At 47.0% G+C, this 14,397-nt stretch carries 11 protein-coding genes; 7 read left to right on the plus strand and 4 right to left on the minus strand.

Going from position 1 to position 14,397, the window contains the following annotated elements; all coding sequences use genetic code 11:
* The first annotated feature begins 238 nt into the window (after positions 1-238).
* The gene (locus KO501_RS05855) at positions 239-1,510 is read left to right on the plus strand and encodes an inorganic phosphate transporter (RefSeq protein ID WP_216028713.1); all 1,272 of its coding nucleotides are present in this window, start codon (positions 239-241) and stop codon (positions 1,508-1,510) included.
* 59 nt (positions 1,511-1,569) lie between these two features.
* On the opposite strand, the gene KO501_RS05860 is transcribed toward KO501_RS05855, so the two are convergent.
* Positions 1,570-2,559: a universal stress protein gene (locus KO501_RS05860; RefSeq protein ID WP_216028714.1), complete on the minus strand. Its 990-nt coding sequence runs from the start codon at positions 2,557-2,559 to the stop codon at positions 1,570-1,572.
* A 159-nt stretch (positions 2,560-2,718) separates the two neighbouring features.
* Between KO501_RS05860 and KO501_RS05865 the strand changes: the two genes are divergently transcribed.
* Both KO501_RS05865 and KO501_RS05870 read left to right on the plus strand, forming a co-directional pair.
* On the plus strand, positions 2,719-3,627 hold the full coding sequence (locus KO501_RS05865) for a hydrogen peroxide-inducible genes activator (protein ID WP_216028715.1): 909 nt from the start codon (positions 2,719-2,721) through the stop codon (positions 3,625-3,627).
* A gap of 143 nt (positions 3,628-3,770) precedes the next feature.
* Positions 3,771-4,493 (plus strand): CpsB/CapC family capsule biosynthesis tyrosine phosphatase, encoded by a 723-nt coding sequence (locus KO501_RS05870; protein ID WP_216028716.1) that lies wholly within the window; start codon positions 3,771-3,773, stop codon positions 4,491-4,493.
* A 49-nt stretch (positions 4,494-4,542) separates the two neighbouring features.
* Here the strand turns inward: KO501_RS05870 and KO501_RS05875 are convergent, their stop codons facing one another.
* The gene (locus KO501_RS05875; protein WP_216028717.1) at positions 4,543-4,956 is read right to left on the minus strand and encodes a 3-phosphoshikimate 1-carboxyvinyltransferase; all 414 of its coding nucleotides are present in this window, start codon (positions 4,954-4,956) and stop codon (positions 4,543-4,545) included.
* A 312-nt stretch (positions 4,957-5,268) separates the two neighbouring features.
* Here KO501_RS05875 and KO501_RS05880 point away from each other — a divergent pair, with 312 nt between their 5' ends.
* Entirely contained in the window at positions 5,269-6,120 is an 852-nt protein-coding gene (locus KO501_RS05880; protein WP_216028718.1) for a class II glutamine amidotransferase, read from the plus strand.
* 72 nt (positions 6,121-6,192) lie between these two features.
* Here the strand turns inward: KO501_RS05880 and KO501_RS05885 are convergent, their stop codons facing one another.
* On the minus strand, positions 6,193-6,843 hold the full coding sequence (locus KO501_RS05885) for a hemolysin III family protein (RefSeq protein ID WP_252728185.1): 651 nt from the start codon (positions 6,841-6,843) through the stop codon (positions 6,193-6,195).
* A gap of 55 nt (positions 6,844-6,898) precedes the next feature.
* On the minus strand, positions 6,899-7,507 hold the full coding sequence (locus tag KO501_RS05890) for a YigZ family protein (RefSeq protein WP_216028720.1): 609 nt from the start codon (positions 7,505-7,507) through the stop codon (positions 6,899-6,901).
* Positions 7,508-7,686: 179 nt separating this feature from the next.
* Here KO501_RS05890 and KO501_RS05895 point away from each other — a divergent pair, with 179 nt between their 5' ends.
* The 3 genes from KO501_RS05895 to KO501_RS05905 are packed head-to-tail and all read left to right on the plus strand — an operon-like array spanning position 7,687 to position 14,383.
* Complete coding sequence (locus tag KO501_RS05895) at positions 7,687-9,474, plus strand: DUF885 family protein (protein WP_216028721.1); 1,788 nt, start codon at positions 7,687-7,689, stop codon at positions 9,472-9,474.
* A 14-nt stretch (positions 9,475-9,488) separates the two neighbouring features.
* Positions 9,489-10,709: an exonuclease subunit SbcD gene (gene sbcD / locus KO501_RS05900; protein ID WP_216028722.1), complete on the plus strand. Its 1,221-nt coding sequence runs from the start codon at positions 9,489-9,491 to the stop codon at positions 10,707-10,709.
* Positions 10,706-14,383 carry an AAA family ATPase gene (locus KO501_RS05905; protein WP_216028723.1) on the plus strand — a complete coding sequence of 1,226 codons (3,678 nt, stop codon included), beginning with the start codon at positions 10,706-10,708 and terminating at the stop codon, positions 14,381-14,383. Before sbcD ends, KO501_RS05905 begins: the two co-directional genes overlap by 4 nt.
* Positions 14,384-14,397: the final 14 nt, after the last annotated feature.

The following is a 14,397-nucleotide window of genomic DNA, read 5'->3' on the forward strand; positions in this document are numbered from 1 at the left end:
ACGAATTTTCAGAGAAATATAACGAATTATGTTTAATCGCAAATTTCCACTATGGCAATGCTTTTACTTACGTTATTATGCGCCGCAGCTAAATCGGAAACGTTTAAAAAATACTCTATGCCAAATAGTCAATTATTAGTGGTGGCGGTAATGTGCGACAGCGAAAATGACAATGTAATTTCTTCGCGCCAGATGGCGTTTTCTAGCTTAATCTGCGAATAATCCAGGAGCAAAACCTGTGGAACTTCTGCAAAGTTATGGCATGACGCTTATCATTTTAGCCGCGGTAGTGGGTTTTGTGATGGCGTGGGGGATTGGTGCTAATGATGTAGCTAATGCGATGGGAACATCCGTTGGCTCAAAAGCCCTAACCATTAAACAAGCGATTGTTATCGCGATGATATTTGAGTTTGCCGGTGCATACTTAGCCGGTGGTGAGGTCACGAGCACAATTCGAAAAGGGATCATTGATCCTATGTTTTTCACCGAGCGACCGGATTATCTTGTCCTTGGTATGATTGCTTCACTATTTGCCGCAGGCATATGGCTGGGACTCGCGTCTTGGCTAGGCTGGCCGGTATCCACTACCCATTCCATTATTGGCGCGATCATTGGCTTTACTGCCACAGGCGTAAGTATGGACGCAGTGGAGTGGAGCAAGGTTGGCGGTATTGTTGGAAGTTGGGTGGTGACACCGGCAATTTCTGGCATCATTGCCTATTTAATTTTTATTAGTGCACATAAACTCATTTTTGATACTGCAACGCCGTTTCGTAACGCTAAACGTTACGTTCCCTATTACATGGGATTGGCGGGATTTGTCATGTCATTGGTCACCATTAAAAAGGGGCTAAAGCATGTGGGTCTTGAGTTCTCAACTGAGGTTGGGTATCTCCTTGCCGTGGGTATTGCAGTGTTGCTGGGAATACTAGGGCGCTATGTGATTTCAAGAATGCAGTTCTCTGAAGACGCAAGTGCAGATATTCAAAGCGCTAATGTGGAAAAAGTGTTTGCCATGTTAATGGTGGTCACCGCGTGTTGCATGGCCTTTGCCCATGGCTCAAACGATGTGGCTAATGCCATCGGTCCGCTAGCGGCTGTTGTCAGTGTCGTCACCTCTGGTGGAGAAATTAACACCAGTGCTAAACTAGCGCCTTGGATCTTACCCTTGGGCGGTTTAGGTATTGTTGCAGGGTTGGCTTTATTTGGTCATCGCGTCATTAAGACCATTGGCCAAGGGATCACCCACTTAACGCCAAGTCGGGGTTTTGCTGCAGAACTTGCCGCAGCCTGTACGGTGGTTATTGCATCAGGTACGGGGTTACCCATTTCTACCACTCAAACATTGGTCGGTGCGGTACTTGGTGTGGGGATGGCAAGAGGTGTCTCTGCCCTCAACCTCGGCATTGTGCGTAATATCGTGGTGTCTTGGATTATCACCTTGCCCGCCGGTGCCGTGCTAGCCATATTATGCTTCTTTAGTTTGAAAGCGTGGTTTGGTGTCGAGTAACGGTTAAAAATATAAAAAAAGCCGGCATCATTGCCGGCTTTTTTGTTTCTGCATTTGCGTTAATCGTTTTCGTTGGCCAGACGCACAGGGGTGACAAACCCTTCGGGTTTTAACCCTACTACGGCACATTCTAATTGCTCGATGGTTTCTTCCGCTGTGCCGCCCATGATATAACCGGGAACCCCTAATCGAGATAATGTCCCCATTACAATGACATCCGCTTCGCAGGCTTTGGCCGTTTGCGCGATTAATTTGCGTGGATAGCCATGCACCAGATGACATTGGGGTTTAAGGTATTCATAAGCTTCATCGCCTAACTCAAGGCGCAATACGCCCAACAACCGATTTAGTTCGGCTTCTCGCTCACCTTGAATACCTTGCAGATCATTTTGTAAAGCATGTTCATTTACGCTTATAAAGCCATGACGTAAGATATTTTCGGGTACCGCATCAAACACGTGTACAACATGTAGTTGCGCGTATTCTAGCAATGCGATGCGCGAGGCGTAACTGAGTACATCAAGGGCCAATTGTTTGCGAATTTGCACTTCATGCTGTGGATAATGATAGTTAATATCAATGGCGGCCACTACCTGCTTGTACTTACGTGATTGCGTACGATGAAGGATCCAAACTGGGCAGGGGCATTTACGTAATAGGTTTCTATCTTCAGTACCGGTAATACTGGTGGTGAGTTGATTTTCGGTAAACTTCACCACTAAATCGTATTGATTGGATACCACATGACGAATCACTTCAAGATACAAGTGACCGATGGCTATTTCACCTTTCACCGGATAATTCGCTGACCATTGTGCCACCTTATCGTCCATCCACGACTGAGCGGTCTGGGAAAGGGTAGACTGGGACTCCAGATATTCAAATGATTGCATAATCATATTAGCGTTAGGAGGCAATTCATCGAGTACCAACAAAACGGTTAATTTAGCCTGATGTTTTTTGGCGATATGTTTAGCCTGAGCCACCAGTGCTTCTTGCTCATTGGTATCGTGCAATACACACAATATGTTCTTAAAATGTCCTTTCATACTCATTTACCTGGCAACGCTAATGTCATAGCGACAGTATAAGCTGACTTCCCTTAAGCATCACCCTCAATTAATGAAACTTTGATGACACATGAGGGTTTGTAATTGATTAATCATGGTGCTAGATTAAAACTATACATCTTAATCTGATAAATGCTTATGAAATGGCCTAACCTTAAACACCTGCATTACTTGGTAACCTTATATCAGGAGCAGCATTTCCATCGTGCTGCACAGCGCTGCAATGTCAGTCAGTCTACACTCAGTACTGCGATTCAAAATTTAGAAGAACACTTTGGCAGCCAGTTATTAGAGCGGGAACATAAAACCTTTGTGTTTACCTCTCTTGGTCTGGAAATTGTTGAACGCAGCAAAGTGATTTTGCAAGAAGCCGGCGAGTTGGTCGAATTTGCTCAAAATGCCGGAAATTGGCAGAAAGGGAAGTTAAAACTGGGTGTGATCCCTACCATTGCGCCATTTTTGTTTGAGGGCATGATTGGAAGTTTTAAAACCTTTTTGCCTGATATTTCTTTGGAGTTACAGGAAAATACCACGCAAAATTTATTGCAGGAATTGTCCGATGGGCAACTCGATTTGCTGATCCTTGCTTTGCCAATGCAAACCCCGGGTTGTAAGCAAATGGTATTGGGTCATGATCCTTTTCATTTAGTGGCTCATGAAAGTTTAATGAATTCCTTACCTGATCCTTTCGATATTTCCACCTTGCCCAGCAAAAGTATTTTTTTGTTGCAGCAAGAACACTGCATGACCGGCCATGCCGTTAGTGCCTGTAATTTGCAGCATAGAGATCAAGTCAGTAGTTTGGCTGCTAGCAGTTTATATACCTTGGTGCAGCTGGCGAACAGCAAACTGGGCTATACCTTCATCCCAGAATTAGCGCTTAATCAGGACATAATTAAAAATACCGAACTACAAGCGCTGCCGGCAGAAAGTCATGCCTATAGGGAAATCGGTCTGGTATGGCGTTCGGGTACTACCCGCATGCGCCTGTTTCGACGGATAGGTGAAATAATCTCTCCGCTACTGCCAGTGTCTACCCTCAAATAGCGCGTATTGTTAAGGTATGCGATAAGATAAGGCGGTTATTGTTTGGCCCACGGTTAGCAAGGTGTACGGTTAATCAATGATAGGGTGGTATCTGCTTTTAATAGGGCTACAATAGCATCACCAAATAATTGCGAGGAGCTATTTTGATAGATATACACAGTCATATTATTCCGGGAATTGACGACGGTGCGCGGAGTATGGATATGGCTCTTGAAATGGCACAGCAGGCCGCAGACGTAGGCGTACGTCATCTGGTGTGCACCCCACATATGCATTGGGGAACCTTTGACAACACCTTGGAGATTATCGAGCAAGGTTTTGACAAACTGCAATCGGCCGTGTCTGCAGCGGAGATACCGTTGGCGCTATCTTGGGCCGGAGAAGTGCGGGTCAACGAAATGGTGCCCATCTGGTTTAAACAGCAAAAGCTGCCTTTTCTAGGCGAGTTTAGGAACAAAAAAGTGTTGTTGCTTGAAATGCCGCACAGCAATATGCCCGCGGGATTAGATCAATTGTTTCGTTGGTTGCTCAATGCTGGAGTACAGCCATTAATTCCTCATCCGGAGAGAAACCGTGATGTTTGGAAACGACCAGATAAAATACAGTGGTTACGTAATCAAGGGTGTTTACTGCAAGTGACGGCCGGCGCGTTTACTGGACGCTTTGGTGACAACGTACAACGCTTAGCCATGAGTATGCTTAAAGACAAACAAATTGATTTTGTGGCATCAGATACCCATGATACAAAACGTCGTCCAAACGACATGGGGGCAGCATACGATATCGTAAGCCGATATGCCTCAGCAGATGAGGCCGATAAACTGTTCATACATAATCCGGCGCACATTGTGGGCATCGAATCTTAGTGGCCAAACATGGGCACTGAGCTTACCGAACGCACAGGCCTCGCTACCGCTAATTTAAAATATTGGCTTTAAACCACGTCCAAATCCCCAATGAGAAATGCTCAAAAATATTGATCCCCAACGCAGACTTAATGAGGTAAAGCACCAAGAGGCCAAATAAGGTGCTAAAGGTAACGAATAAGGCCAGCATCAAAGCTGTGGTGGCTTTACTGATTTGTTCTTCTAAGCGAGTTAATTCCCGGCGATCTCGGCCCGCGAGAATAACAAAATAGAATCGTGAGCGCCAAAAGCTGATGGTTCCTCGCATATCCACTTTATGCCTTGCCCAACTTCTGCCGCCAAGGGCCTTGTTGATTGCAATCAGTTGTTCTTCGCTTAGGGATTCAGCGACCTCGGAAGGCATTTTTTTTAGCAATCGGGATATTATTTTCGATTTATAAACAGGGTGCGTTTGCTCAGTCACGTACTATCTCTTTTACATTCGTTAAAACCACGGGTAATGATACCCCAATTTGCCTATCCACAGCGGCTAACCGTATGAGATTAGTCGTAAAGATCTGACTGCCAGTCGACATCAGTGTATGCCCAACAAGTCATAACTAGACAGTTTAACATTCATTGTCATGTGTTAATTACTATAAACCAATGCTAGCCATAAAGCGCTTTTTACCGTCATGGAAAAGCAATAACAAATAAGCATACCGGCGTTTTTGCGTTGAATCCCAGTAATAGGTTGGCTATGCTCCCATCAGGTGTTAACGATTGGGAGTGAGGTGTGTGTGAACTGCTTGGCATGAGTGCCAATACGCCAACGGATTTGTGCTTTAGTTTTACCGGGTTGACCCGCAGAGGCGGTGAAACTGGCCCACATAAAGATGGCTGGGGAGTGGCCTTCTACGAAGGTAAAGGGGTGAGATTATTTCACGATCCAGAACCGTGCGCCACGTCTCAAATTGCCCAGTTTGTGTCTAATTTACCCATTAAAAGTAAAACCGCCATCTGCCATATTCGCCAAGCGAATGTGGGGCACATCAGTTTATCGAATACTCATCCTTTTACTAGGGAGTTATGGGGGCGCTGTTGGGTGTTTGCCCATAATGGCCAAATCCCTGGCTTTATCCGACGTACCGGGGTTTATGAGGCCATTGGAGATACCGACAGTGAAGAACTGTTCTGTGATCTTATGAACCAAATACGACAAAACTTGCCCCGAGATGCCATGCCAGAACAACTTGCGTCAACGCTGGTGGCGTTGTCTGAAGAGTATGCCCGCCAAGGAGTGTTTAACTGCCTACTCAGTAATGGTGATTGGTTATTTAGTTTTTGCAGCACCAAGATGGCGAGTATTACTCGACGGGCTCCTTTTGGGCCAGCGTGTCTTAAGGACGTTGAAGTGAAAATTGATTTTGCCGCCGAAACCACTCCTCAAGATGTGGTGAGTATTATTGCCACCGAACCCCTTACTCACGATGAAAACTGGGATCTGTACGAGCGCGGTGAATGGAAACTGTGGCAAGCCGGTGAAGTGATTGCGTCGGGTAAAGTGGATGTGCCTGTGCACAAAGCTGAGAACGCCATGGTCAGCCCCCGTAATCTGCCCGTCGACCGATGCGATAGCCAACAATAATTTATGGCCCGATAGCGTTATTTCAATAAAGGCGGGCTATGATAAGTTTGCTGTGCTGCCATCAACAGGTCATTACACCACAAAGTAATAGATTGAGAAGAAATGGCAGCTACATCCTCCAAGCACAAAAAGGTGCCAAATAGCGTGGGTGTATCGTTTAGATTTAGCGACGTAAAATAATACCCCCACACTAAAACATAATCCTCCCCCGAGGATCAGCCATAAACCTGTGCCAGGAAGGGCTAAGTAAAGGGGATAAATTAAGCCAAGGGCAATCCAGCCCATTAATAAATAGGTGGCCACGGAAACCTTTGGAAACCGGTGTTGAGCAATTAATTTGAAGGTGACGCCGCCAATGGCGAGCACCCAGATGACCGCCGTTAAGGCAATGCCTAGCCAACCGCCAATGGTGACTAACAATAAGGGCGTGTAAGTCCCGGCGATAAGTAAGTAGATGGCACTGTGATCAAATAGCTTTAGTACGCCTTTGGTTTTTTGATCTGAAATACTATGGTACAGGGTCGAGCTTAAAAACATGAGAATTAAGGTTGCGCCGTATACCGCCGCCGCAATCTCAGCTACGGGGTGCTCTGCCCGTAGCAACAAGAAAACCAAACCTACGATGGCAGCAATACATCCAATACCATGGCTTATACTGTTCAACCATTCTTCGATAATTGAATAGGCACGGGCGGGGGCTGAATGTGTGTTGTTGTCTGGCAAGGTATTTCTCCGTTGGTTTACCCAAGTTAAGAGGATAATGCCGGGTAATAGTTCCTCACCTTGCCTTATTCGTGGCCTTAACTGTGAGATGAAGGCTACCGGCATAGGCCATCAGTGCAGACGTGGCAGACGGTGGGATCCCCACGATCATGGTTACCGTTTCGCCGTAATCGCATTGTTGTACGGTGCCATCCACAGACGCCACCCAATGGCGCACAAACTGTTCATTAGCAAAGCTACTGACAACAGAAAAAGTATGCAAGGTTATCTGTTCTAACACCGGTAAGGTAGACATGGTTTGCTGGGCAGCCCCGGAATAGGCCCGCACTAAGCCGCCGGCACCGAGTTTAATTCCGCCAAAGTAGCGAGTCACCACCATCATGATGTTACCCACGTTTTTGTGCTGTAACACATTGAGTATAGGTTTGCCGGCGGTACCGGACGGCTCGCCATCGTCAGACATGGCCATGGTAGTTGGGTTAATAGGATCGCCCAACAAATACGCCCAGCAATGATGTCGGGCATCAGGGTATTCTACTTTTAGCGCCGACAGCATGGCCATGGCCTCATCCCGGCTCTCAACCGGTCCTGCGCAGGCATAAAATTTACTTTTTTTAATTTCCAGCAGGGTTTGATACCGCTGTTTAGGGACTACGTAGCTCATCTGATATAGTGTAACCTGAAACAGCAACATGAAAAATGTCTTATCGACGGTTGTTTAATGCTGGGTATCACTTTGTCGTGGATGACCTGTTGGCAGTTTGAGCATAAAACCTGATTAAGACTCTGCATTTAAAAAAGACACTTTGCCCTGAATAAGCACAAAAATAGATGAGGTAAACCGTGCAAGATAAAATAAAACGAATTAGCGTCTGGTTATGTATGCTTCCCACCTTCGCCACGGTATTTTCAGCCATTGGCGCACAAGATCCCATACAACAAGAATTACATTCCGTTGATGAGCAATTTACTGCTATCTATAGCGAGGAATGGGCGTGGCGAAAACAGACCTTAAGTATTGATGAAAACACCGATGTGCGTAGCGTGCCCAGTGCCTTGCCCGATGTCAGTAAAAAGGTGCAAGACGAGCGTTTGCAAATATGGCAGCAGGTATTACAAGATCTCAATACAATCGATGTTGGTGCATTGTCAGACGAGAATCAGACCAACTATGCGGTATATCGAACACAAATAGAAACCCTCATCGCAGAGCAACAATTTCGTACCTATGAAAAGCCTTTAATTGGCGATACCGCATTTTGGAGTGATCTGACCTACTTATCGAAAAAGTCCTTCACCCGTAAGCAGGAATTTGAAAACTATCTTGCCTGGCTTAATGACATGCCACGGTATTTTGATCAGCAAATAGTGAACATGAAACAAGGTTTGGCACGTCAGTTTACCTTGCCAAAGATTTCCTTAGTCGGTCGGCAACAATCTGTTGAATCTGTTGTTGCAGCCAAAGGGGAAGAAAATGTGTATTTTGCCCCGTTGACGCGGATCCCCAGTCAGTTTTCTGCCCAAGAACGTAAAGCATTAATGGAAGAGGGGCGTAAGATCATTAACGAAGCGGTGATCCCTGCCCATGAAAAATTGCTCACGTTTTTGGTTAACGACTATATCCCTAATGCCCAGCCTTCCATTGCCGCCATTGATTTACCCGATGGAAAGGCGTACTACGAAGCGCAAATCCGTAAATACACCACATTGGATTACACGGCCCAAGAAATACACCAAATCGGATTGCAAGAAGTGGCTGCAATTCGCGAGCGTATGCATGAGGTAATGAAAGAAGTGGGCTTTGGGGGGGATCTGCATGACTTTTTACACTTTTTGCGTACTGACCCGCAGTTTTATGTGGAAAAGCCACAGGACTTACTCGACCGAGCGGCATGGGTAGCCAAAGAGTTTGATGGGATTGCATCCGATTGGTTTGGTCGCTTGCCTCGCGCCCGGTTTGCTATTGAACCGGTTCCTGACGATATTGCACCATTTTATACAGCCGGTCGGGGAGGTCCGGGGATTTATTTGTTAAACACCTACGATCTTCCTTCTCGGCCTTTGTATTCATTACCCGCGCTAACCCTTCATGAGTCGGCGCCAGGTCATGCGTTTCAAATGCCTTTGTCATTAGAAAATGATGAGATCCCTGCTTTTCGCCGGGAGTCTTACGTGTCTGCCTATGGCGAAGGGTGGGCCCTTTACACCGAAAAGCTGGGTGAGGAAATGGGCATCTACCATACGCCTTATGAAATTTTTGGCATGTTGAGTTATCAGATGTGGCGAGCAGCACGGTTAGTGGTGGATACTGGCATTCATGCTAAAGGATGGAGCCGCCAACGAGCCCAGCAATTTATGCAAGATAACACCGCCTTGTCGATCCACGAAATCACCACAGAAGTGGATCGCTATATTGCGTGGCCAGGGCAAGCGCTGTCGTATTATTTAGGTGAGATGTCCATACTGGCGTGTCGAGAAAGGGCAGAGAAAGCCTTGGGCGAGAACTTCGATATTCGTCATTTCCATGACACCATCTTGCACCTAGGGTCGGTTCCTTTAACTGTTTTAGAAAAACGCATTGATGCCTTTATTGCCAATGGCGGTCCGTCGCCCTATGGTTCAACGCACTGAAAGTGAGAGGTTAGATGAAACTGCTACACACCTCCGATTGGCATTTGGGCCAGAGTTTTTTTACCCAAAATCGCAGGCACGAACACCGCCAGTTTCTTACTTGGTTGCTGGATGTTGTGAAGGAACATGAAATTGATGTCGTGGTGGTGGCCGGAGACGTGTTCGATACTGCGGCGCCGCCAAGTTATGCTCGTGAATTGTACAATCAGTTTGTGGTCGAACTGCAAGCTTACCCTTGTACGCTTGTCGTGTTAGGTGGCAATCATGATTCTGTTTCGGTATTAAATGAAAGTAAGTCATTACTATCATGTTTGAACGTTCACGTAATTGCCGCCTGTGCTGAAGATGAGTCTGAGCAACTGGTGGAGGTGAAAGATGTCAATGGTAGGGTAATCGGATTAATCTGTGCCATTCCCTTTATTCGCCCTCGTGATGTGATCATCAGTGAAGCGGGACAAAGCGGAGACGACAAAAAATCCCTGTTAGGTGATGCCATTAAACAGCATTACGCACGGGTATATCACCTTGCTGCTGAGAGAAAAGCCGCCCTCGGTGGTGATATCCCCATTGTGGCCACCGGTCACCTTACTGCATTGGGGGTCAGTCAATCGGACAGCGTAAGAGAAATTTATATCGGTACCCTTGATGGCTTTTCTGCCAATAACTTTCCCGCTGCAGACTACATTGCACTCGGCCATATCCATCGCCCCCAGCGCGTCGGAAAGCGAGAACATATTCGTTATTGTGGTTCACCTATTCCTTTAAGTTTTGATGAGTTAGCCAGTGCAAAACAGGTCATGGTGGTATCGTTTGATGGCACCACGCCTCATATGACGCCAGTGGCGGTGCCACGCTTTCAGGCCATGGCAGTACTGCGGGGCAATTTGTCTGAAATCGAAGAACAACTTGCCCACATCGACGAGACAGCCGAACCGATTTGGTTGTGTATTGAGGTTACCACCGAAGGGTATTTACCGGATCTACACCAACGCATACAAGGCATGGTAGAAAATAAACCGGTAGCGATCCTCCAGTTACGACGTGTCCGCGCTCATCAAGGCACAACGTTACAACAACAGCGTGAGGAGCATCTTGCAGAACTGACGCCTGATGATGTTTTCGAACGGCGTTTAGCGTTAATGCCAGACGATACGGATGACGCTTTGCGTCTCCGATTGCGAGCCCATTTCCAAACATTAATGCACAGCTTGTATGAGGAGCCTAAGGGGCAATGAGAATTTTATCTTTGCGTCTTAAAAATCTAAATGCATTGAAGGGAGAGTGGAAGTTAGATTTTACCCAATCGCCCTTTAGTGATAATGGTCTTTTTGCTATTACCGGGCCTACCGGCGCCGGAAAAACCACCTTATTAGATGCTATTTGTTTAGCCCTTTATCATCAAACCCCTCGGTTAGGGCAAATATCCAGCACGGCCAACGAAATCATGACCCGGGGAACCGCAGAATGTTTAGCCGAGGTGACCTTTGCGGTAAAAGGAAAAGCCTACCGGGCATTTTGGAGCATGCGTCGGGCCCGAGGTAAGGCCGATGGCAACTTACAACCGGCCCATGTGGAGTTAGCTGAAAGTGAAAGTGGTAAGGTATTGGCTTCGCAGATCCGGCAAAAAACCGATGAAATTGAAGCCATTACCGGGCTAAATTTCCCCCGTTTTACCAAATCCATGTTGCTCTCTCAGGGGGATTTTGCCGCCTTTTTAAATGCTAATGAAAATGACCGTGCCGAATTACTAGAAGAGTTAACGGGAACGGAAATTTACGGGGATATTTCCAGACAGGTACACAGCGAATATAGGGATGCTGAGCAGGCTTTATCGGTGCTTCGAGGTAACAAAGACAGCGTTCAGTTACTCACAGATAAAGAGCGCGATGAATTACAAAACACCGTCAAGGAAACCGATGACGCCCTTGAGAAGGCAAGAAATGACGTTACCCGGTATCAGCAAGGGATCAAATACTTCGAGACTTTGACCCAATTGCAACGAGACTGCCAACAGGCCGATGAGCAGCTAACGCAAGCAAAGCAGGCCATGGCAGAGCATGAAGATGATCTCATCCGTCTACAGCGCGGCGAACCTGCCGAACAATTGAGGGCACGTTGGCAGCAAAAAGGTGACATTGCGCAACAATACGCCGAAAAACAAGAGCAAGCAGCGCAACAACGCCAGCACTTTTTCCAAGCAGAGGTACAGGTACAGGACGCAGAAGCGCAAAGAAAACGGGCAAGTGATGGGTTAAAAGACTATCAGGGGCAAGCCGAACCCCAGATCCAGATGATTCAACAGCAGGTGATGCCCCTAGATAGGGAAATTACCCGTCTTAAGCAAGAAATCAGCGGGGCCCAGACTACCTATGAGGAAAAACAACAGGCGTATCAACAGCATCAGCAAGCTTTGCAGGTTAATCAAACACACTTGGATGAGGTGGATCAGCGTTGGACCGAGTATGCCAATTATTTAGCAACCCATGAGGATGATGGGGCTTTATCGGCGGTATTAAGCGGGTGGTGGGGACACGTCAATCGCCTTGTTCAGCACACGGATGCGCGCCAACAGCTCGCGGCGAAAATTACCACAGATAAGCAGCAATATGACAAGTTAAATAAGGAGTTTAACCTTGCCAACGCCGACTACCAACAGGCTGATGCGGCGTTGACTTATGCTCAACAAAAGAAAAAAGAATGTGAGCAGGCCCTTAGCACACTGTTAAAAATACAAGATGAGCAGGCAGTGGAGGCAAAGTTTAACCGTATCGAAAACCTGCTTTTCCCTCTGACGAAAGCGAAATCCATTCAATCTCAATACCAGCAACAACAGAGTAAAGCCCAAGGGATCGCCGAGAAACAGGCACAGGAAGAAGCGACACGACAACAGGCGCAAAATCACCGGGATTCCCTGCGCCAGCAATGGCGGGAATACAGTCAGTCGTTACAGGATCTGACTCGTCTTATAGATCAGGAAGCCCAACTTGCGGCCTATCGTGACGCCTTATGTGAGGGCGAAGCTTGTCCATTATGTGGCGCCACGTCTCATCCTGCCCTGGCTTCTATGGCGGTGGATGTGCCACACACGGTGGTGCGCAAACAGGCCATGGAAGAAAAGTTACAACAGGCTGAACAGCAAGGGCGTGTCGCCGCTCAGCAGTGGGAAACATCAGGGGCTCGTATTGAGCAGCATCAACTTGACCTTGGTCAGCTTAAGCAAGAGCAAGAAAGTACCCTGAGCCAATGGCAAGAGGTGATGAGCCAACTGGATCTAGCCATCAGTATTGATGATCGTGAGGGGCTAGCGGCCTTTGATACATCGCTGGAAAGCCAGCGCAGCGCATTGCAAGCCCATCGCCGTGCATTGCGAAATGCCTCACATGAGGTAAAAGCTGCCAGCCAAGCCCTTGAGCAGCAGCATCAACAACGAAGCGAGCGTTACGATACCCTACGTAAACTGGAAGGCAGCATAAAAGAAGCCGCCGGCGAACTTAAGCACAATCAAGCTGGTTTAGATCAACATGATGATGCCATTCACGCCATCAAAGAACAGCTTGCAGAAGAAGCGCAAAAAATTAATCAACCAGCCCCTGAAGGCGATCTTAAATCGTGGCTTAATGAACGACAGAGAAAAAGTGAGACCTGGCACGCCAAGCATAAACAGAGAGAAGAACAAAAAGATCGCCGCCGTGATTTAGCGGAAGATAAAGCACGGATTGAAGAAGCCCTTAAAAGCACTCAGGCGAGATTAAAGGAAGACGAGAAGGCCTTGGCAGAGCGTCAGCAAGCACTGAAAAAGGCAGTAGATGAAAGGCGTGCATTACTCGGTGATGTGGATGCCGCCGAAGCACTCACCAAGCTAACTCACACCTTAGATGAGAAAAAGCAGGCATGGGAAAGCGCCCAGCAGGCTCACACCGCTTGGAGCGAAAATTACATTGAAGCGAAGAGTAAAAAAGAAAGTGCAGAAAACGCATTACTTGAGTTACAAAATACACAAAAGGAAATAAGCCAGGTATGGGAACAAGCAAGACAAGACCAAGGGTTTGATGACGATGATGCCTTTTTAAAGGCATTACTGCCGCCTAATGAACGGGAAAGTCTCAGCGGTCTTAAAGCCCGTTTGGACAAAGCCGTTAGCGACAATCTAGCCTTACAACAAAAGGCGAAAGGCCAATTACAGCAATGGCAAACCGGTACCTTGGCCACACAATGGCAGCAAACGGAGGTGCAGGCCCTTCAAGCCACCATCACCGAAGCCGAACAAAAACGGGATACATTACTTCAGCAAAAAGGCACTTTATCTGCACGTTTACGTCAAGATGATGATGTTCGCCGTCGGCATCAGTCCATACTTGAGGAAATTGCAGAAAAAGAAGCTCATTTTGATGATATTGCTGCCTTGCATGGCTTGATTGGGTCAGCGGATGGTCATAAATTCCGTAAATTTGCCCAAGGGCTAACACTGGATAATTTGGTGGTGCTAGCCAATCGTCAGTTACAACGTTTACACGGTCGTTACCGTCTTACCCGTCACGCCGGTGAGGGGTTAACTTTAAAAGTGGTGGATACGTGGCAGGGCGATATTGAACGAGATACTAAAACCTTATCCGGTGGCGAGAGTTTTCTGGTGAGTCTGGCCCTAGCTCTTGCCTTGTCAGACTTAGTCAGTCATAAGACCAGTATCGATTCTTTGTTTTTAGATGAAGGGTTTGGCACCTTGGACGCGCAAACGCTGGATATAGCCCTTGATGCTTTAGATAACCTCAACGCGTCGGGAAAAATGATTGGTGTGATCAGTCATATCGAGGCTATGAAAGAGCGGATCCCCGTACAGATACGGGTACATAAGCGCAGTGGTCTGGGGCTAAGTGCATTGGATAAACAATACGCTTATGCTAACGGGTAAAGGTCTGTTAACTC

The sequence above is a fragment of the Alteromonas sp. C1M14 genome, assembly GCF_018860965.1.
Classification (GTDB): domain Bacteria; phylum Pseudomonadota; class Gammaproteobacteria; order Enterobacterales; family Alteromonadaceae; genus Alteromonas.

Excerpts from the sequence above, each read along its gene's own strand:
- KO501_RS05860 (WP_216028714.1), bottom strand. The coding sequence starts at position 2,559 with ATGAAAGGACATTTTAAGAACATATTGTGTGTATTGCACGATACCAAT.
- KO501_RS05865 (WP_216028715.1), top strand. The coding sequence starts at position 2,719 with ATGAAATGGCCTAACCTTAAACACCTGCATTACTTGGTAACCTTATAT.
- KO501_RS05890 (WP_216028720.1), bottom strand. The coding sequence starts at position 7,507 with ATGAGCTACGTAGTCCCTAAACAGCGGTATCAAACCCTGCTGGAAATT.
- sbcD (WP_216028722.1), top strand. The coding sequence starts at position 9,489 with ATGAAACTGCTACACACCTCCGATTGGCATTTGGGCCAGAGTTTTTTT.
- KO501_RS05905 (WP_216028723.1), top strand. The coding sequence starts at position 10,706 with ATGAGAATTTTATCTTTGCGTCTTAAAAATCTAAATGCATTGAAGGGA.